General features: G+C 62.9%; 19 protein-coding genes. 17 read left to right on the forward strand and 2 right to left on the reverse strand.

The annotated features are described in order from the left end of the window. From BM317_RS10060 to BM317_RS10070, 3 genes are all read left to right on the forward strand, one after another. Nucleotides 1-1,422 (forward strand): aldehyde dehydrogenase family protein, encoded by a 1,422-nt coding sequence (locus BM317_RS10060; protein ID WP_092474178.1) that lies wholly within the window; start codon nt 1-3, stop codon nt 1,420-1,422. 11 nt (nt 1,423-1,433) lie between these two features. Beyond that, on the forward strand, nt 1,434-2,783 hold the full coding sequence (locus tag BM317_RS10065) for an aminotransferase class III-fold pyridoxal phosphate-dependent enzyme (protein ID WP_092474180.1): 1,350 nt from the start codon (nt 1,434-1,436) through the stop codon (nt 2,781-2,783). An 81-nt stretch (nt 2,784-2,864) separates the two neighbouring features. Then, nucleotides 2,865-4,190 (forward strand): alginate export family protein, encoded by a 1,326-nt coding sequence (locus tag BM317_RS10070; RefSeq protein WP_092474182.1) that lies wholly within the window; start codon nt 2,865-2,867, stop codon nt 4,188-4,190. A gap of 286 nt (nt 4,191-4,476) precedes the next feature. Here the strand turns inward: BM317_RS10070 and BM317_RS10075 are convergent, their stop codons facing one another. After that, complete coding sequence (locus BM317_RS10075) at nt 4,477-5,229, reverse strand: IclR family transcriptional regulator (protein WP_060742721.1); 753 nt, start codon at nt 5,227-5,229, stop codon at nt 4,477-4,479. Between the two features lie 274 nt (nt 5,230-5,503). Between BM317_RS10075 and BM317_RS10080 the strand changes: the two genes are divergently transcribed. From BM317_RS10080 to BM317_RS10125, 10 genes are all read left to right on the forward strand, one after another. Beyond that, the gene (locus BM317_RS10080) at nt 5,504-7,045 is read left to right on the forward strand and encodes an acetolactate synthase large subunit (protein WP_060742720.1); all 1,542 of its coding nucleotides are present in this window, start codon (nt 5,504-5,506) and stop codon (nt 7,043-7,045) included. A gap of 10 nt (nt 7,046-7,055) precedes the next feature. Continuing rightward, nucleotides 7,056-8,546 carry an aldehyde dehydrogenase family protein gene (locus tag BM317_RS10085; protein ID WP_092474184.1) on the forward strand — a complete coding sequence of 497 codons (1,491 nt, stop codon included), beginning with the start codon at nt 7,056-7,058 and terminating at the stop codon, nt 8,544-8,546. Between the two features lie 26 nt (nt 8,547-8,572). Next, complete coding sequence (locus tag BM317_RS10090) at nt 8,573-9,367, forward strand: SDR family NAD(P)-dependent oxidoreductase (RefSeq protein ID WP_060742718.1); 795 nt, start codon at nt 8,573-8,575, stop codon at nt 9,365-9,367. Nucleotides 9,368-9,379: 12 nt separating this feature from the next. Continuing rightward, nucleotides 9,380-10,420, forward strand: a complete 1,041-nt coding sequence (locus tag BM317_RS10095; protein WP_092165505.1) for a YCF48-related protein — start codon at nt 9,380-9,382, stop codon at nt 10,418-10,420. An 11-nt stretch (nt 10,421-10,431) separates the two neighbouring features. Next, nucleotides 10,432-10,881 carry a VOC family protein gene (locus BM317_RS10100; protein WP_060742716.1) on the forward strand — a complete coding sequence of 150 codons (450 nt, stop codon included), beginning with the start codon at nt 10,432-10,434 and terminating at the stop codon, nt 10,879-10,881. A gap of 13 nt (nt 10,882-10,894) precedes the next feature. Beyond that, a complete protein-coding gene (locus BM317_RS10105) occupies nt 10,895-11,497 on the forward strand; it encodes an amino acid synthesis family protein (protein ID WP_092165507.1) in 603 nt (200 codons plus the stop codon). A 26-nt stretch (nt 11,498-11,523) separates the two neighbouring features. Further along, nucleotides 11,524-12,387, forward strand: a complete 864-nt coding sequence (locus BM317_RS10110) for an alpha/beta fold hydrolase (protein ID WP_092474186.1) — start codon at nt 11,524-11,526, stop codon at nt 12,385-12,387. Nucleotides 12,388-12,389: 2 nt separating this feature from the next. Continuing rightward, complete coding sequence (locus tag BM317_RS10115) at nt 12,390-13,997, forward strand: bifunctional 3-(3-hydroxy-phenyl)propionate/3-hydroxycinnamic acid hydroxylase (protein WP_092165511.1); 1,608 nt, start codon at nt 12,390-12,392, stop codon at nt 13,995-13,997. Beyond that, complete coding sequence (locus BM317_RS10120) at nt 13,994-14,755, forward strand: 2-keto-4-pentenoate hydratase (RefSeq protein ID WP_092474188.1); 762 nt, start codon at nt 13,994-13,996, stop codon at nt 14,753-14,755. The genes BM317_RS10115 and BM317_RS10120 overlap by 4 nt, the downstream gene beginning before the upstream one ends. Before the next feature lie 186 nt (nt 14,756-14,941). Then, a complete protein-coding gene (locus BM317_RS10125; RefSeq protein ID WP_092165647.1) occupies nt 14,942-15,883 on the forward strand; it encodes a helix-turn-helix domain-containing protein in 942 nt (313 codons plus the stop codon). 117 nt (nt 15,884-16,000) lie between these two features. Here the strand turns inward: BM317_RS10125 and BM317_RS31080 are convergent, their stop codons facing one another. Further along, nucleotides 16,001-16,123, reverse strand: coding sequence for a hypothetical protein (locus tag BM317_RS31080; protein WP_256574111.1), 123 nt, complete (start codon nt 16,121-16,123; stop codon nt 16,001-16,003). Between BM317_RS31080 and BM317_RS10130 the strand changes: the two genes are divergently transcribed. The 4 genes from BM317_RS10130 (at nt 16,122) to BM317_RS10145 (ending at nt 19,244) form a co-directional block, all read left to right on the forward strand. Then, nucleotides 16,122-16,790 (forward strand): GntR family transcriptional regulator, encoded by a 669-nt coding sequence (locus BM317_RS10130; protein ID WP_092474191.1) that lies wholly within the window; start codon nt 16,122-16,124, stop codon nt 16,788-16,790. The two genes, BM317_RS31080 and BM317_RS10130, sit on opposite strands and share 2 nt — an antisense overlap. A gap of 76 nt (nt 16,791-16,866) precedes the next feature. Continuing rightward, nucleotides 16,867-17,673 (forward strand): ABC transporter substrate-binding protein, encoded by an 807-nt coding sequence (locus tag BM317_RS10135; RefSeq protein WP_092165517.1) that lies wholly within the window; start codon nt 16,867-16,869, stop codon nt 17,671-17,673. A gap of 12 nt (nt 17,674-17,685) precedes the next feature. Beyond that, a complete protein-coding gene (locus BM317_RS10140; RefSeq protein WP_060742708.1) occupies nt 17,686-18,462 on the forward strand; it encodes an amino acid ABC transporter permease in 777 nt (258 codons plus the stop codon). Nucleotides 18,463-18,464: 2 nt separating this feature from the next. After that, entirely contained in the window at nt 18,465-19,244 is a 780-nt protein-coding gene (locus BM317_RS10145; RefSeq protein ID WP_024616526.1) for an amino acid ABC transporter ATP-binding protein, read from the forward strand. The last annotated feature ends 55 nt before the right edge of the window (nt 19,245-19,299 follow it).

Consider the following 19,299-nt stretch of genomic DNA (forward strand, 5'->3'; position numbering starts at 1 on the left):
ATGCACGATTATCAAATGCTCATCAATGGGGCCCGGGTCGACGGCGAAAACGGCCACTTCGATGTGGTCAATCCGGCGACCGGCAGCGTGTTCGCCCGCTGTGCGGCCGGTTCCCTGGCCCAGCTGGACCTCGCCGTCGAAGCGGCACAGTCGGCCTTTGTCGAGTGGCGATACAGCAGCCATGAAGATCGCCGCCAGCGCCTGCTGAGCATCGCGGCGGACATCGAGCAGGACGCCGAGTCGTTGGCCCGGCTGATTGTCCTGGAGCAGGGCAAGCCACTGGAACTGGCGTTCTCCGAAGTGATGGGCGCGGTGGCCTGGACGCGTTACGCCGCCGAACAACAGATCCCCGTGGAGTTGGTGGAACAGACCCCGAGCCAGCGCATTGAACTGCACCGCAAGCCGTTGGGCGTCGTCGCATCGATCACGCCCTGGAACTGGCCCTTCATGATCGCCGTCTGGCACATCATGCCGGCGTTGCGGGCCGGCAATTGCGTGATCAGCAAGCCGTCGAGCCTGACCCCCCTGAGCACTTTGCGCCTGGTGGAGATCATCGCGCGCCATGTCCCTCGGGGCGTGATCAATAGCGTGACCGGCGAACAGGGTTTCGGCAGTGCGATCACTGCCCACGCCGGCATCCAGAAGATTGTTTTCACCGGCTCGACCGCCACCGGCCAAAGCGTGATGCGCGGCGCCGCGGTCAACCTCAAGCGCCTGACCCTGGAGCTGGGCGGCAACGATGCCGCCATCGTGCTGCCCGGCACGCCGGTCGAGGCGGTGGCCGAAGACATTTTCCAGGCCGCCTTCCTGAACATGGGGCAGACCTGCGCCGCCCTCAAGCGTTTGTACGTCCACCAATCCCAGTACGAGGCCTTTGCCGAGGCCCTGACCGTTATCGCCAGGCGTCAGGTGGTGGGTGACGGCTTGGCGCCCGGGGTCACGTTTGGCCCGGTGCAGAACCTCGAACAGCTGACACTGGTTGAGGAGCTGGTGGCGGACGCCCGTGCCCAGGGCGCGCGGGTGTTGTGCGGCGGTGCCCGTCTGGACCGCCCGGGCTTTTTCTATCCGCCGACGCTGGTCGCCGATGTGACCGATGGCCAGCGCCTGGTGGATGAGGAACAGTTCGGGCCGGTGTTGCCGCTGATTGCCTACCAGGATGTCGAGGACGTCCTGCGTCGAGCCAATGCTGGCGACATGGGCCTGGGTGGATCGGTCTGGGGACGCGACAGCGAGCAGGCACAGGCCCTGGCCAGTCGCCTGGAATGTGGCATGGCCTGGGTCAACTGCCATGCGCAGATCCAGCCGAATACGCCGTTTGGCGGCAGCAAGATGTCCGGCTTCGGCGTCGAGTTCGGCCTTGAAGGGCTGTTGGAGTTTACCGGCCAGCAGCTGCTGTACGTACGCAAGCGTGAAACAGAGTGAGGACTGCAGCCATGTACGAGCACTACAAGACGGCACAGAAGAAGTTCTGGCACCCGATGAGTTCTTCGGCGCCAGCCAACCGCTCCAAGACGTTGATCATCGCCCGTGGCGATGGCAACTACATCACCGATATCGAGGGCCATCGCATGCTCGACGGTGTGGGCGGCCTCTGGAACGTGAACGTGGGCCATAACCGGGCTTCAGTGAAGGCAGCCATTGCCGCGCAACTGGACGAACTGGCTTATTACCAGACCTTCGACGGCATCGCTCATCCGCGGGTGTTCGACCTGGCCGAGCGGCTGACGTCGATGTTCGCCCAGGAAAACATGGCGCGGGTGCTGTTCAGTTCCGGCGGTTCCGACGCGGTCGAGACGGCCCTGAAAATGGCCCGTCAATACTGGATCGCCAGCGGCGAGCCAGGGCGCACGCGCTTCCTGTCGTTGCGCAATGGCTACCATGGCGTGCACGTGGGCGGCACCTCCGTGGGTGGTAATGGGGTCTATCACTACAACCACGGGCCGCTGTTGGCCGGTTGTCATCTGCTCGATACGCCGTGGCTGTACCGCAACCCCTGGGACTGCCGCGATCCAGAGGAATTGACCGCTCACTGCATTCGCCAGTTGGAAGACCAGATCGCGCTGCTGGGTTCGCAGACCATTGCCGCGTTGGTCGCGGAGCCGGTGCAAGGTGCCGGTGGCGTAATCGTGCCGCCGGCGCATTACTGGAAGAGGCTGCGTGAAGTCTGTGATCGCCACGGCATCTTGTTGATCGCCGATGAAGTGGTCACGGGGTTCGGCCGCACCGGCTGCATGCTCGGCAGCCGGGGCTGGGGCGTCGCGCCCGACGTGCTGTGCCTGGCCAAGGGCATCACCGCCGGCTACATCCCCATGGGCGCCACGGTGTTCAACCAGCGCATCGCCGATGCCATCGAGAACGGTCCGGGTTTCAGCAGCGTGATCATGCATGGCTACACCTACAGCGGTCACCCGACGGCGTGTGCAGCGGCCCTGGCGGTGCTGGATATCGTCGAAGCCGAGGACTTGCCGGGCAATGCCGGGAAAGTCGGTGCCCAATTGCTGGAGCAACTGCAGCCGCTGACCGAACGTTATGCCGTGGTGGGCGAAGTGCGTGGCAAGGGCTTGATGATCGCCGTGGACCTGGTGGCGGACAAGGCCACCCGCGAGCCGCTGGACCCGGCCAATGGCCTGGCCTCGCGCATCGCCGAGCAGGCGCGCCGCGCCGGCGTACTGGTGCGTCCGATAGGCAACAAAATCGTGATGTCGCCACCGCTGACCCTTACCTCCGACGAGGCCGCCATGATGGTCGGTGCGTTGGACGGCGCGCTCGCCGACTGCCGCTAGCCTGTAGGCCGGCGCAGCGTGCTGCGCCGGCTCCTGAATATAAAGACAGCCTTTGAAGGCGCACCACAAGGAGCTCCCGCCATGCGGAACCTATCGCGTATGGAATTTTTCGGCAGTGGCCTTGCCTGTACGCTGGCGCTCTGCGCTGCGAGTCAGGTCCAGGCCTATGCGTTGTATGCCGATGACGACACTCACCTCAACGCCGACATGCTGGCGGTGTTCGGCCATTTCAACAGCCGCAAGAACTACGACGGCAGGCCCGGTGGTTCAACCTGGCGCGAAGGCTTTATCAAGTATGGCGTCAGCGGCGACCAGGGCCTGGCCGGCCGTGGCACCGCCTACGGTGCGTTCAGCCTGGTCAGCTCCGCCACCTGGGGCGATGGCGACGCGGCCGGCAATACACTGGGCAGCGAGCGCACGACGAAGATCGAAGACGCTTACCTGGGCTGGCGCTCCGCCGATCTGTTCCCTGTGCTGGGGCAGGACGGTGTCGATATCTCCGGCGGTCGCCAGGTGGTCAAGCTGGGCAGGGGGTTCTTGATCAACGATGACGGGCCGAACCTGGGCAAAGGGCCTGCCGATGGACGCTTGAATCGCGGGGGTGCCTATTACCTGGCCGCCCGGCACGCCTTCGACCAGACCGCCGTATTGCGTCTGGGCGGGCAGGAGGGACTGCATGGCAGTGCGGTCTGGCTCAAGTCCGACAACCGTGCACAGGCCGAAACCGAACTGGCCGCTGGCACGCTGGACTACACCGCTAAGGCCGGGACCTTGGGCTTGACCTGGATCCATGGCCTGGATGTGAGCGACCAATGGGCCAGTGACTTCCAGAAGCAACGCAAGGGCATGGACGTCTACAGCATTCGTGGTGAAGGCGACGCGGGCATCGAGAACGCCAGCCTGGCATTCGAATACGCCTGGCAGGACAAGGACGCCGGCCCGCAGAACGCCTGGTACGCCGAGGCCGGTTATAGATTTGCCGATCTCGCCTGGGCACCCAAGCTGACGTACCGCTACACCCGCTATTCGCAGAAGTGGGATTCGCTGTTCACCGGGCAGAGCACGGGTTATGGCACGTGGTTCCAGGGTGAAGTCGCGGGCAATTATGCCGGGCCCTTCAACAGCAATACGGGCATTCATCATGTCGGCCTGACAGCCACGCCGTTGGAAAACCTGACCCTCGGTGCGTTGTACTTCGATTACAACACCGTACGTAAAGATAACGCCCTGAACCTGGATGCCCGTGAGCTGGATGTGTATGCCGAGTGGGCCGTCAACGAGCATTTGATCGTCACCCCGCTGATCGGCCTCTACAAGCCGGATCGGGATGCAACGACGGGAGGCAATCAAGTGACGGGCAATGGCACCAACGTGTACAGCCAGGTGACGGTGGCTGTGCCGTTCTGAGGCAGGAGTTGTTCGATAAAACCTTGTGGCGAGGGAGCTTGCTCCCGCTGGACTGCGCTGTAGGAGCTGCCGAAGGCTGCGATCTTTTGATTTTGATCTTTCGTTTGAGACTCAATGGGGTCGAAAAGATCGCAGCCTCGCTTCGCTCGACAGCTCCTACAGCACCCTGTGGGAGCGAGCTTGCTCGCGATGACGGCGGCCCAATCAACACCCATCTCAACTGATCCACCGCAATCGCGAGCAAGCTCGCTCCCACAGGACACTGATATGGCTGCACCTCCGGTTTCTAACCGACGGCAGGCTGGGTATGCATCCGCTCGGCAATCCGCCGGGTCGTATCCATCACCATTTCAACCACGGTTTCCTGGCGCAGCAGCTTGAAGCTATGGGTGCTGCCCACGGCCGAAAGGCTGCCCACCACCTCGTCGAGCTCCGGGTTGACGATCGGCGCCGCGATACCGGTGAGGCCCAGGTTGAGTTCGTCGTGGGTCATGCAATAGCCATCCTTGCGGATTTTTTTCGTGGCCTTGGAAAAGCTTGCCCAGTCATGGCCGCTGTCGGGGTCGTTGGCCAGGTGTTCTTCGAACAGGCGTTGCAGGCGCCGGCCCTTTTGGAAGGCGATCAATACCTTGGATTGCGCACCGCGAAAAAACGGCAGTGGTTGTCCGCGGCCGAATGAGAACTGGTAGGTGTCACTGGGTTCGGCGATGTAGGTGTTGATGATACGGCCGTCGTAGAAAACGCTGGCGAACACCGCCAGGCCAGTGGCATCGGACAGCTCGTGCATCAACTCGCGGCCTGCCACGAGGATAGGGTCGTACTGCCGCATCATCCAGTCCAGCTCAATGATGCGTGGCCCCAGGCCATAGCTGCCGGCGTCCACCCGCACCAGCAGGCCGGCATCGCACAAGTCCTTGACGTAGCGGTACACGGTCGCCCGCGAGAGGCCCATGCGCTCGGCGATGGTCTCGGGGTCGATCTTCAATGTGGCCGGGCCGAAAAGGTCCAGCACACTCAGCATTTTGCTCAGACTGCTCATTTCGCTCCTAAAGGGGGGAATGGCGCGTAGGGGGTCGTTGGGTGAGCACTATAGGTAGCCGCGGCGCTGATGAAAAGCCCGCGCACTCGCTCAGAAGCGCGTCGCCACGGTAACTCAATGCTTGAGAAATACAAGGGGATTTCCAGTCGTTTTGCCTTCTTAAATATGCATTAATCTCAAAATATGATTTTAATGCAGAAAAATAGCTTGTTTTGTCGATTGTGCTGTGTGATAAATCTCAGCCACTGCAAACGCTCGATGAAGAGGGCTGGAAATGAATGGTGCGCAACTGATAGTGAAGGCGGCGGTGGCAAGCGGTATCGAATACTGCTTCGCCAATCCCGGAACGACTGAAATTCCCCTGGTGGCAGCCATGGCCAGCGCGCCAGCCCTCAAGCCGGTGTTGTCCTTGTTCGAAGGCGTATGCACCGGTGCGGCGGACGGCTACGGCCGGATTGCCGGCAAGCCGGCGATGACCCTGACTCACCTCGGCCCGGGCTTTGCCAATGGCATTGCCAACCTGCACAACGCGCGTCGCGCCAACACCCCGATCGTCAACGTCATCGGCGATCATGCGTCCTGGCACGTCAATTACGATCCACCGCTGGCCAGCGACATCCAGGCGTTGGCCGGCAGCGTTTCCAAGTGGGTACGGACCTCGCGCACGGCATCGGGCGTCGGTGAGGATTTCCAGGAGGCGGTGCGTGCCGCCTGGCAAGCCAACGGTCAGATCGCCAGCCTGATTCTGCCGATGGACTTGCAAGCCAACACGGTGCAGCACGAGAAAGCCTTCACGGCATTGCAGGCTCCGGTCCGGCGTTTTGCCGGTGACCGGGTCGAGGCGGTCGCCCAGGCATTGCGCGATGGTCGGCGCCTGGTATTTATCGTCGGCGACCAAGGCTTGTCCGTCGCCGGCCTGGAAGCGGCGGGGCGTTTGGCGCAACTGCCGGGCGTGCGGCTGTTCGCCGAAACCTTTCCGCGTCTGAGTTATCGCGGTGGTGGCCTGCCAGACCTGGATCGCCTGCCTTACTTCCCCGAAGTGGCCATCGAGATCCTTGACCAATACGACGCGGTGGTCTGTGCCGGCGTCCCCGAGCCCATCAGCTACTTCGGCTACGAAGGCATTGCCTCCCGGCTGGCAGAGCGTGAACGCCTGCTGTGTCTGGCCGAGGTGGGGGACGACGTTGCCGGGGCGCTCACTGCGCTGGCCGATGCGCTCGAGGCGCCGGCTTACGTGCCCACGCCAACCGGTATCGAACTGCCGCCCGGCGAAGCCACGTTGACACCGCAGTCGGTGGGCCAGGTGCTGGCGGCATCGTTGCCGGACGACTGCATCGTTTCGGTGGAAGGCGGCACGTGCGGTTATCCGTTCTTCACCGCCTCGGCCCATGCCGCCCGGCATCGGGTCCTGACCAACACCGGTGGGGCCATCGGCCAAGGCATCCCGGTGGGCTTTGGCGCCGCCATGGCCGAGCGTGGCAACAAGGTGTTCTGCCTGCAATCGGACGGCAGTGCCCAGTACACCATCCAGACCTTATGGAGCATCGCCCGCGAGCAACTGCCGGTGGTGATCCTGATCGCGGCCAACCACCGCTACGCCATCCTGCAGAACGAGCTGCGCCGCTTCGGCATGACCGAGCTGGGCCCCGAGGCTCTGAGCCTGACGGTGCTGGACCGTCCACGTATCGATTGGAAGGCCCTGGCCAAGGGCTACGGCTTGCCGGCCAGCACTGTGCACACCAACGGTGAGTTGCAGCGCGCCTTGGCCAACGCCAAGGCCGACGGTGGTCCTTGCCTGATCGAAATGGCGCTGTGAAGGAGCGGATATGAACCCGATTCAATTGTTACCTGCGGTCGAGAAGTTCCTGTCGCAACCGGGGCGTCTGTTTATCGGCGGCACTTGGCAGGACGCCGCCAATGGCCGCCGGTTTGCCGTGGAAAACCCGGCCACTGAACAGACCCTGGCTGAAGTCGCCGAAGGTGGCGAACGCGACGTGGATGCCTCCGTCGCTGCCGCCCGCGCGGCCTTCATGGGGACCTGGGCGCAGCAGTCCCCGGCCCAGCGCGGGTTGCTGCTGTTTCGCCTGGCGGAACTGCTCGACCAGCATCGCGAAGAGCTGGCGCAACTGATCACCCTGGAAAACGGCAAGCCGATCGGCGCGGCCCGGGGCGAAGCGGCCAGTGCGGCCAACATCATTCGTTACTTCGCCGGTTGGCCGACCAAGATCGAAGGCAGCACGCTGCCGGTTTCGCCCTCCAGTGGCGCGCCGATGCTCAATTACACCTTGCGCGAGCCGGTGGGCGTCTGCGCGTTGATCGTACCGTGGAACTTCCCGCTGACCATGTGCGTGTGGAAACTCGGCCCGGTGCTGGCGACCGGTTGTGTGGCGGTGCTCAAGCCCGCCGAGCAGACGCCCCTGGTTGCCATTCGCCTGGTGCAGTTGATCGAGGCCGCCGGTTTCCCGGCCGGGGTGGTCAACCTGCTCACTGGCCTGGGTGCGCAGACCGGTGCACCGCTGGCCCAGCACCCGGACGTGGACAAGATCGCTTTCACCGGCTCGACCCAGGTGGGACGACTGATCGCCCAGGCGGCCACTGGCAACATGAAGAAGGTCTCCCTGGAACTGGGGGGCAAGTCCCCCAACATCATCCTGCCGGACGCCGATATTGTCCGGGCCGCCAAAGGCGCCGCCGATGGCATTTTTTACAACCAGGGCCAGGTTTGCACCGCCGGATCGCGTCTGTATGTGCACGCCAGCGTCCTCGACCAGGTGCTTGAAGAACTCCAGCGCCACGCGGCCGCCCATGTGTTGGGGCCCGGCCTGGATCCGGCCAGCAGCATGGGCCCGCTGGTTTCGGCCCGGCAATTGGGCACGGTGCGTGGTTACCTGCAACGGGGCCAGGAAGAGGGCGCCGAACTGATCTGCGGCGGTGATCGGCCGGCCCACCTGGAGCGCGGCCACTTCATCCGCCCCAGCGTGTTTCTCGATCGCGCCGAGCGCGCCTGTGTTGCCCGGGAAGAAATCTTCGGCCCGGTACTGACCGTCATGAGCTGGACCGAAATCGATGAACTGGTGCTGCGCGCCAACGACTCGCCTTACGGCCTGGCGGCCGGTCTCTGGACCCGTGACTTGCGCTCCGCCCATCGCGTGGCGGCGCAGTTGAAGGCCGGCTCGGTGTGGATCAACTGCTGGAACGTCGTCGACCCGGCCTCGCCATTTGGCGGCTACAAGCAATCCGGCTGGGGTCGGGAAATGGGTAAGAACGTGATCGATGCCTACACCGAAACCAAAAGTGTCTTCGTCGATCTGGCCTGAACCGAATAATCACAAGAGGAACTGCTATGGATCTGGAATTGCAAGGCCGCGTGGCGATCGTCACCGGCGGCGGTATGGGCATCGGCAAGGAAGTCGCGCGCTTTTTGTCCCAGGAAGGTTGCAAGGTGGTGATCTGTGCGCGGCGCATGGAGTTTCTCCAGCAAGCCGCCGAGGAAATCACCGCCGAGACCGGCAACGAAGTGCTGCCGCTGTACTGTGACACCAACCAGATGTCGGCAGTGTCCGACATGGTCGAGGCGGCCCACAAGCACTTTGGCCGCATCGATATCCTGGTCAACGGTGCCGCGGCACCGTCCGGCGTGGTGCGCAACGACATCGAACATGCCGGCGACGACGAATTGCTCTCGGACCTCAACACCAAGGTGATCGGCTACTTCCGTTGCGCCAAGGCGGTGACCCCGCACATGAAGGCCGGTGGCTTCGGTCGCATCATCAACATCGGTGGCTTGACCGGGCGTGGCAGCAAGGTCCTCTCGGGCATGCGCAACCTGGCCATTGCCCACATGACCAAGACGCTCTCTGACCAACTGGGCCCTTCCGGCATCACCGTCAACCTGATCCACCCCGGTGTGGTAGACACCCCGCACATCCAGGAGCTGTACGAGCGCGAAGGGGTCAAGCAGGGCAAGACGCCTGAGCAGGTGGAGCAGGGCTACATCGACGCGACGCCGATCCGGCGCACCCTGGCGCCCATCGAAATGGGCTGGTTGATCGGTTTCCTCGCATCCCCCAAGGCGGGCGCCGTGACCGGGGAATCCATTGGCATCGACGGCGGTTTGACCCGTGGCATCTTCATTTGAGGAGCAGCAGTGATGAGTAACGGAACCCTTTTGGTCGCCACCGTGGGGCAAGCGGTGATCCGCAGCGCCGACGATGGCCGTACCTGGCATCGCCTGGGCCTGGGCCAGGACCTGGAATTCGATGCGATCACCCGATCCCTGAGTTTCCACCCGGCTACGCCCGAGGTGATCTACGCCGGCACCGACGTCGGCTTGTGTATCAGCCGTGATACCGGCGGCCATTGGCAGCGGGTAGATTCGCCGTTCAACGGGCAGACCGTCTGGAAGGTGGCCGTGGATCCCCAGGATGCACAGCGTATTTTCGTGGGCACCGGTGCGCCGTCGCGCGCCGTGCTGTGGCGCACCCTCGACGGTGGTCAGCACTGGGATCGTGCCCCCGTGGAGATCCCGGAGTTCTGCGACGGCGTCAGTCGTCCACGGCTGCTGGCTTTTGCCTACGACCCGACTGACCGCAACCAGCTCTGGTTCGGCCTGGAAGAGGGCGGGTTGTTCCACAGCCGTGACGGGGGGCAGAGCTGGACCCGCGTCGATGATCGCTTGCTGTGGGACTTCAACTCGGACGTGCACAACATCGTGGTCCTGCCCAACCATGGGCAGAAGGTCATCGTCGTGGTGTGCGTCAATGCCGTTTACCGCAGCCTCGACGAGGGGCAGACCTGGACCGGCATCGTCGCCCGGGAAGCCTTCGGCCTGTATTACGTGCGCGCCATGAATGCACCGTTGGGCGGCGAGGATACGCTCTACCTGAGCATCTCCGACGGCACCCCGGGCACCACCAGCAAGGTCCTGGTTTCCCGGGATGCCGCCCTCGGTTGGGAAGTGCTGCCGCTGCCACAACAGCCCAACTCCTGCGTCTGGGCGATTGCCTTGAACCCTGCCGACCCTCGCCAGATCGTCGCCGGCACCAAGTACGGGCATCTGTTCACTTCCGAAAATGGCGGTGACGGCTGGCAGAAGCAGTGGCGTGAATTCAGTGAAATCGCTGATGTGCTCTGGACCCCGGCCGTGGCGCAAATCAAGTCCGGGCATCAATCCATCATCAAGAAAAACTGAGGTATCGCGCGATGAAAGTCGAAGTCGTTCGTACTCACCTGTCGTTGTTCGTGAGCGACCCGGAAGTGTCGGCCCGTTGGTACGCCGATGTGCTGGGCATGCATGAAAGCGCCCGGGGTGAAAGCTGGATCATGATGGCGTTTGGTGCCAAGCATCACGACATCGCATTGCTCCGCGCAGAGCCCGGCGCCCATCAGGGCGGCCTGGGGTTGCAGCACTACGGGCTGGAGATCGCGGGCGACATGACCACCCTGCGCAAGCTCTACGGCATGTTGCTGAACAAGGGCGTCGAGGTGGTGAAGATCACTGACCACGAGATCGGCAACGGCGTGTACTTCAACGACCCCGATGGCAATCGCATGGAGTTTTTCCTCGAGTCCGAACACGACGACGAGCGCGGCAAGGCCCGCTTCAAGGCCGCTGGGGCCCCCAGCCGGCATTTCGATCTCGACCCACTTTAAAGAGGCAAGTCTGATGAAAACCGCGAATTTCGCCAGTTATCACATCCGCAAATGGTATAGCTTCGTCGAGGAAACCCTGGCCAACGAAACCGGCCAGTTGGCCGATGGCGAGCCGCTGTTCAAGTACGCCATTGGAGCGGTGATCGCCAACCCTTATGCCGGACGTTTCAGCGAAAGCCTGGCCGAGTTGATAGAACCGTCACCCTTGCTGGGCCAGGAGTTTGGTCGGCGTATCCAGGCCCTGGCCGGCGAGCATGAGATTGTCAGTTACGGCAAGGCGTGCCTGGTGGGCAGCCAGGGCGAGTACGAGCACGGCAATGCGTTGCTGACCAATCCGGCGGCGGATCCGATCCGTGTCGCATTGGGCGGTGGCAAGTCCTGGGTGCCCTCCACCGGCAAGCGGGGCGGGCCTGGCGTGACCATCGACGTACCGCTGGCCCACAAGGACGCGCTGTATGTCCGCTCCCATTACGACAGCATTTCCCTGTCGTTCGGCGATGGTCCCTCGGCCGACGAGTTGATCATCATCTGGGCCTTCGCCACGCGTGGGCGTTTGCATGCACGTCTGGGTGGTCTGCAGGCCGCTGACGTCAAGGGCAATGACGGCCTGTATTGAGGTGCGCTGACGTGGGAAGCCAACGAATGTCTACAAACAGCCAGTTCTTCACCAATCGTTCGGGGATGCGCCTGCACTACTTGTCGTGGGGCAATGCGTCAGGCATTCCCGTGTTGCTGCTGCATGGGCTGCGGGCCTATGCCCAGACCTGGGCGTCCCTGGCCAATGCATTGGGCGAGCAATTCTGTTGCCACGCCCTGGACCAGCGCGGCCGTGGCGACAGCGACTGGGCAGAGGCTTCCAGCTACCGGACCGAAGCCTATGTCAGCGATCTGGAAGATTGGGTCACGCACCTGGGACTGGAGCGTTTCATCCTGGTGGGGCATTCCCTCGGCGGCACCAATGCGCTGGAGTATGCCCGGCTCAATCCTGGACGCCTGCAAGCCCTGGTGATCGAAGACATTGGCCCCGGCTCGTCGATCAGCGGCGACGGTGCCGAGCGCATCCGTCGCGAAATGAGCCAGACGCCCCTGTCGTTTCCCGACTGGGAAAGTGCCTCGCAGTTCTGGCGCCGCTCACGTCCCGGCCTGTCCGCCCAGGGGCTGGCGTCCAGGTTGACCCATTCGATGAAGGAAACCCCGGCAGGCATCGGCTGGCGCCATGATCAGGCCGGCATTGCCCAGGCGCGCCTGAGCATCACCCCGACCGATCTGTGGCCGGCGGTCCGGGCGCTGGATTGCCCGACGCTGTTCATCCGGGGCGCGCGCTCCGATTTTCTGCCCGAGGCGACCCTGGAGGCGATGAAGGAGGCCAATCCGCGCGTGCATACAGCGCAAATCGCCGACGCCAGCCATTATGTCCATGACGACCAGGAGGATACGTTCAACCGTGTCGTCATGGATTACTTGCACGACCAATGCCTACAACCACAACAACAAAGCGGTGAATAACGATGAAGCAGGAGAAAACCCAGGTTGTCATCGTGGGCGGCGGCCCGAACGGGATCACGGCCGCTCATTACATGGGGCTGTACGGTATCGACTGCATCGTCCTTGAATTGGCTGACGGCGTCCTGCCGTATCCCCGCGCGGTGGGCATGGATGACGAGGCGCTGCGGGTGTTGCAGGGCATCGGCATCGCCGAACTGGCCGCGCGCGACATGATCTGCAACGTGCCCCTGCGTTACTACAATGCGCGAGGCGTCTGTTTTGCCGAGGTCAAGCCGAGCACGGCGAACTATGGCTGGCCGATGCGCAACATCTTCATGCAACAGTTGCTTGAAACGACATTGCGCGAGCAGTTGGGCAAGCACGCCAGTGTCGAGTTGCGCCAGGGCCATGAAATGCTCGACCTGGAGCAGGATGCCGAGGGTGTGACCTTGCAGGTGCGCGATGCCCGGGGCGAGCTCTATCAGTTGCAGGCGCAGTACGTGATCGGTGCCGATGGCGGACGCTCCAGCGTGCGCAAGAAACTCGGCATTGAACTGCTGGGGCTGACCCATCCGCGCAAATGGGTGGTGATCGATACGGCCAACGACACCCTCGACGCACCGTATACCGCCTTGCATGCCGACCCTCAGAGACCTTTCGTCTGCATCTACCTGCCGTATCAGCAACGGCGCTGGGAGTTCATGCTCCTGGAGGGCGAAGACGAAACCCGGATGTGCGAAGAGGCGACGATCCGGGACTTGATCCGTGGGCATATCGGCGATGCGGTCGACCAACTGGAAATCATCCGGATCCGCGCCTACACCCATAACTCCCGGGTCGCGGCGCGCTTTGTCCAGGGCCGTGTGGCATTGGTGGGGGATGCTGCGCATATTTCCCCGCCCTGGGCCGGGCAGGGGCTCAATTCGGGCTTGCGTGATGTCGTCAACGTCAGTTGGAAGCTCGCCGCGATTCTCCAAGGGCGGGCGTCGCCGGCGATCCTGGCCAGTTACGACCAGGAGCGCCGTGGGCATGCGACCGATCTCATTGCGTTGGCCGACAACATGGGCGCCATCCTGGGGCTGACCAACCCGTTGATGGCGGGTGTACGTGACTGGTTGTTCCAGGCCGTCAACAGCGTCGACAACCTGCGTTCGCACTTGCTGGAATTCAAGTTCAAGCCCAAGGCGACCATCACCAAAGGCCTGGTGTATCACGAGCGCGCCGAGCTGCATGAGGATGATCTGGTCGGGCAGTTGTTCATCCAACCGTCCATCGAAGATGCCCAGGGCCAGCGCCGACGCCTGGACGAGGTGCTGGGGCATTCCTATGCGGTGCTGGGGTATCGGGTCAACCCGAGCGAACAGCTCAGCGAAGAAACCGCCGCCTGGTGGGCGCGCTGGGAGACGCGCTTCATCCAGATCAATCGGTCGCGCAGCGGCGTGGGGCGCAACCAACCCTTGTCTGCCAGCGGGGCCATTTGCGTCGAGGATGTCGATAACCGCCTCGGCGAATGGTTTGCCAAGGTGCGTGATTGTGTCGTGGTGGTGCGGCCGGATCGGTTCGTTGCCGCGATCACCACGCCCGAGCGGCTCGAGGGCGTGTTGCGCAAACTGGCGGAGCAACTCTCATGAGCCGCGAAGATCATCTGTTGGTCCGGCTTCACGATGCCGCGCAGGCCGTGCACGCCTTGCCTTCGTTGGAGCCACAGGTCGTCGACCTGCCGATGGGCTACACCTTGCAGCGCGAGGCACTGCGCCGGCGCCAGGCCGGGGGTGAGCGGTTGACCGGATGGAAAGTGGCCTTCGCCGGCCGCGCCGCCCAGGACCGTTTCGGTATTGATGAGCCGGTATTGGGCGCACTGACCGATGCCATGGTGGTGGAGCCCGGCCGCGGGGTGTCGCTTGCGCGGCTGATCCAGCCGAAGTTGGAAATCGAGCTGGCGTTTGTCCTGGGGCGTACGCTGGTGCCCGGTTTCTACAGCGACGAGGACATCCTCGCCGCCGTGTCCGAGATCGCGCCGGCATTCGAAATTGCCGATTGTCGCTGGCAGGGCTGGCGTTTCGGCGTCGGCGCGTTTCTTGCCGACAATGCCGCCGCGGGGCTGTATTGCCTGGGGGCGCGGGTACGTTTTCAGGCCGATCAGTTGCCTCAAGTGAGCTATCGGCTGGAGTGCGACGGGGGGGCGTGCGGCGAAGGGAATGTCCTGGCGCGCGAGGACACGCCGGTGGCCAACCTGTGCTGGTTGGTCCGGCGCTTGCTGGCCGACGGGCAGTGCGTTGAAGCGGGGCAGGTGGTGCTTTCCGGCGCTTTGTTGGCACCTTTGGAGATCAAGGCCGCCGAGTATCGGTTGTACATGCTTGGCATGGAACTGGCTTTGGTTTTCCGGTAGGAGCTGCCGAAGGCTGCGATCTTTTGATCTTTTTTTCTTTCGCTTGGGATTCAAGTGTCTGGGGGAAGATCGCAGCCTCGTTGCACTCGACAGCTCCTACACAGCTCCTACACAGCTCCTACACAGTTTCTACGCAGCGTTACGTAGCATCAGGGTTAAGTGCAGCGCCACCGAGGACCAATGATCATGTTCGCCGAAGTCCGTACCTTCAATGATCCTCAGCAACACGCCGGTTCGATCCTGGGCTGGCAACAAGTCTATGACCAGCTCGGGCGTGGATGCTTGTCCAGCGAGCTGCGCCAGGTATGCGCTGAACGTTTCCAGATCTTCCAGGAGGTGCTGGATAAACGCGTGGTGCAGCACGGTTGCGCGCCAAAAGGGCGCTTGTGCATCGCCATGTCGCTGGGCGGTGCGCCGGTGGTCCAGGGGCACCAGGTGGGCGCCCACAGCGTCGTGTTGTTGCGCGATGGCGAAGACTTCGTCTTGCACGCCCCGGAGGGCATGCATTTCTTCGCGGCCAATGTCGACACGGTGCGGTTCGCCAAGCTGGCGGCCTACGAACTGTCGAGCGAACAGCTCAAGCGTTTGAAAAGCGTGTCCCAGGTCAGCGTGGATGAAGTGGTACTGCGCCGCGTGCAACAACGCATCCACCCACTGTTTCGTCGCCTTTTGGAACAGGCGGACGCCGTCAATCCCGCTTCGGAAAAAATCCTCGAAGACGTTCTGCTCAATGCCTTTCTCGACCTGTTCAGCCACGCCTCGGACGAGGTGCGTGGCCGACGCGGCAACTTTGCCGTCAGTGCCTATCTGGTCAAGCGTTGCCAGGAGCTGGTCGTCGCCAGTGCCGATGTGCCCTTGAGCATTCTCGACTTGTGCGAGCAATTGCGAGTCAGCCGCAGGACCCTGCAGAACAGTTTCCAGGCGGTGACCGGGATGCGTCCGGTGGAGTACCTGCGCAACCTGCGGCTCAATGCGGTGCGCCGCCGTTTGATCGCGACCCGTGCGGCGGAGCAGAACGTCAGTGAGATCGCCGTGGAGATGGGGTTTTTCCACCTGAGCCATTTTGCGTTCCATTATCGGGCGCTGTTTGGCGAGTCACCTTCGGATACGCCCAGGGCGCCGGCGTGATGAGACGCCGTTTGCGGTGTTACCGAAGCACCATCGCGCACCCGTAAAGGGCAGCCACTGAGCTGTTTGGTAGCACGCGGCTGCAGCCTCGCCTGTGGCAGGGCTCGCGGCAGCCAGTCACTTTTCCTCGGTAAATTCCTTCAAATCAAATGCTTGCACGATTGCGTGAGAAGTTGGCACGTATTCTGCTTTTTTGAATCCATGGATAATTGGATACAAAAATGCAGAAGGTGCTGCCATGCAATTTGCTCCGACGTACGCTGAACGCCTGCCCATGACCGCCGAGGAGGAGGCCTACAACTTCCTGCTCGATGCCATTTGTGGCGGTCGGTTACGCAAGGGTGACCGGTTGATTGCCGAGGACATTGCCAACGAGATCGGCATGAGCCGGATGCCGGTGCGCGAGGCCTTCCGCCGTCTGGATGCCCAGGGCCTGGTGACACTGCGGCCCAATCGCGGGGCGGTTGTCAGCGGCTTGGACATTGATGAGCTGCACGAAGTCTTCGAAATGCGCAGCGCCCTGGAAGGCCTGGCGGTCCGTGTCGCGACAGCACGCATTGGCGAGCGCCAGTTGGCCGCCTTGGAGCGCTTGCTGGACGAGATGGACGACTACCGCGAGGAAAGCGCCGAGTGGGTCAGCCGCCATCGCGCCTTCCATGAATACCTGTGCAGCCTCAGCGGTCGCCCGCGATTGCTCAAGCAGATCAGCGCGCTTTATTCCCTGATCGAAGCGCCCATGCGCCTATGGCTGCAGCATGTGGAAAAGCCCCTGAGTGCGCGTCAGGAGCACATGTTGATCCTCGATGCCCTGCGTGCGGGTGATGCCGATAAGGCCGAGGCGGTGGTGCGTGGGCACATCGAAGGCACCGTTCCTGAATTGATCGAGTTCCTGCAATCGAAAAAATAACGAGAGCAGGCCCCGAGCCTGCCCGTGTTCTGACTTTGAGTACTGCCCGTTACCTACTGAACTGGAGTGTCTGGTCATGCATAAGCCTCGCCTGTTGGTTGCCGCTTTATCCTTGGGTTTCTGTGCGCAGTGGGCGGTTGCCGCGCCTGTTGTCCCGGAGCGTTTGCTCAAGGTCGACAAACTCGTCTACTGCTCAGGCATGGATTCGCCGCCGCTGGTGTCTTTTGATGAGGCGCAGAAACCCAAGGGATTGACCGTGGACCTGGGGCTGGAAATCGCCAAGCGCCTGGGTGACAAGAAGGTGGAGTGGCGGGTCATTCCCTTTTCCGGATTGCTTCCCGCGTTGCTGGCCCGCCAGTGCGACATGATCGTCGATCAGTTGTTCGACAAGCCCGAGCGCCGCGAGGTGATCGACATCGTCAACTACATGTATTCCAGCCAGGCGGTGGTGGTGCCCAAGGGCAATCCGAAGGGCCTCAAGACACTGCCGGATCTCTCCGGGCACAAGGTCGCGGTGCTCAACGGTTCCACCATCAAGACCCTGCTCGACGCCGAGAACGAAACCCTGGCCAAGGCCGGCAAGCCGGCGATGAAGCTGGTGGTCTACAACACCGATACCGATGCCTTCCAGGCCCTGCGCATCAGCCAGGTCGACGCCTACGGCACCACCGTGGAAACCGCCGGTTACTACGCGGCCATGGCGCCCGACCTGTTCGAGGAAGGGGTGCCGGCCTTCAGCCGGATTCTCACCGGCCTGGGCATTCGCAAGGACGATCCGCAACTGACCGCCGCCGTGCAGCAGGTGATCGGCGATATGCGCAGCGACGGCAGCTACAGCCAACTGCTTGGCAAATGGCATGTCGCCAGTGACACACTTGATTGAGGTGAACCATCGATGAATTTCAATTGGGATGTGTTCTGGCAGTACCTGCTGCAGCCCAGTGGGGTGTACCTCACCGGGCTCTGGCTGACCTGCCTGATCAGTGTGCTGGCGATGCTGCTGGGCTGTGCCCTGGGGCTGGCCGCCGCGCTGCTGCGGTTGTCGAGCAACCCCTTGCTGCATTTGCCGGTGCGCTTTTACGTGTGGCTGATGCGCGGCACGCCGTTGCTGGTGCAGATCGTCTTTCTCTACACCGCGCTGGCCGCCGGCGGGATTTTCCGCTTCGAAGACATCGACCTGTTCGGCCTGGTGATCCCCGGCAATATCCAGGCGGCGATCATTGCCCTGGGCCTCAACGAGGGGGCCTACATGGCCGAGATCATCCGCGCCGGCATCGGCGCGGTGGACAAGGGCCAATACGAGGCCGGGCGCTCCCTGGGCATGACCTTCGCCAAATTGATGCGCCGCATTGTCCTGCCCCAGGCGTTCCGGGTCATCGTTCCGCCGCTGGGCAACGAGTTCAACGTGATGCTCAAGAACACCACGCTGGTCAGCGTGATCGGCGTCCAGGAACTGTTGCTCAGTACCCAGATGGTCACGTCGGCGACGTTCCGGGTGTTCGAGCTGTACCTGGTGGTGGCGATCTATTTCCTGTTGCTGACCACGTTGTGGGGCTTTTTCCAGCGCTGGCTGGAGACCCGTTTCGGCCAATCGGATCGGCCTTCGTCGCCACCGCCGGCGTCGACGCGGATGTTCGGTCGCAGCACCTTGAATCTGCTGAGGGCACGTTAACCATGGCGCATAAAAGCGAAGAGCTGATCATCGAGGCGCTGGACGTTCACAAGTCCTTCGGCGAGCTGCAGATTCTCAAGGGCATTTCCCTGCAAGTGCGGCGTGGCGAAGTGGTGGTGCTGATCGGTGCGTCGGGCTCCGGCAAGACCACTTTCATTCGTTGCATCAATCTGTTGGAAGACATCCAGGGCGGACGCATCCGCGTCAATGGCCGGGCCATGGGGTATCGCGAGCGCGCCGACGGCAGCCTGGTGCGTGAGTCGGAGCGTAACATCGCCCGGCAGCGGCGGGACATCGGCATGGTGTTCCAACGCTTCAACCTGTTCCCCCACATGACCGCCCTGGAGAACATCATCGAAGCGCCCATCCAGGTGCTCGGTGTGCCGCGCGCCGCGGCGTTGGAGCAGGCCCGCGGGTTGCTGGAGCGGGTCGGCCTGGCGGACAAGGCCGATCACTACCCCTCGATGCTCTCCGGCGGCCAGCAACAGCGGGTGGCGATTGCCCGGGCCCTGGCCATGAAACCCCAGGCCATGCTGTTCGACGAGCCCACCAGCGCCCTCGACCCGGAGACCGTCGGCGAGGTGCTGCAAGTGATGAAGGAGTTGGCCGAGGAGGGCATGACTATGGTCGTGGTAACCCACGAGATGGGCTTCGCCCGGGAAGTGGCCGATCGTGTGGTGGTCCTGGACCAGGGCGAGCTTATCGAGCAAGGGCCGCCGGAGCAGATCTTCTGTCACCCCATTCACCCGCGGACCCGGGCTTTCCTCAGCCGGGTGCTATGACCGCTGCAAGGTTGTCTACCCCCTGAGTCCGATCAATCAATTCCCGTATTGAAGA

Source organism: Pseudomonas sp. NFACC24-1, from assembly GCF_900115235.1.
Lineage (GTDB): Bacteria > Pseudomonadota > Gammaproteobacteria > Pseudomonadales > Pseudomonadaceae > Aquipseudomonas > Aquipseudomonas fluorescens_AA.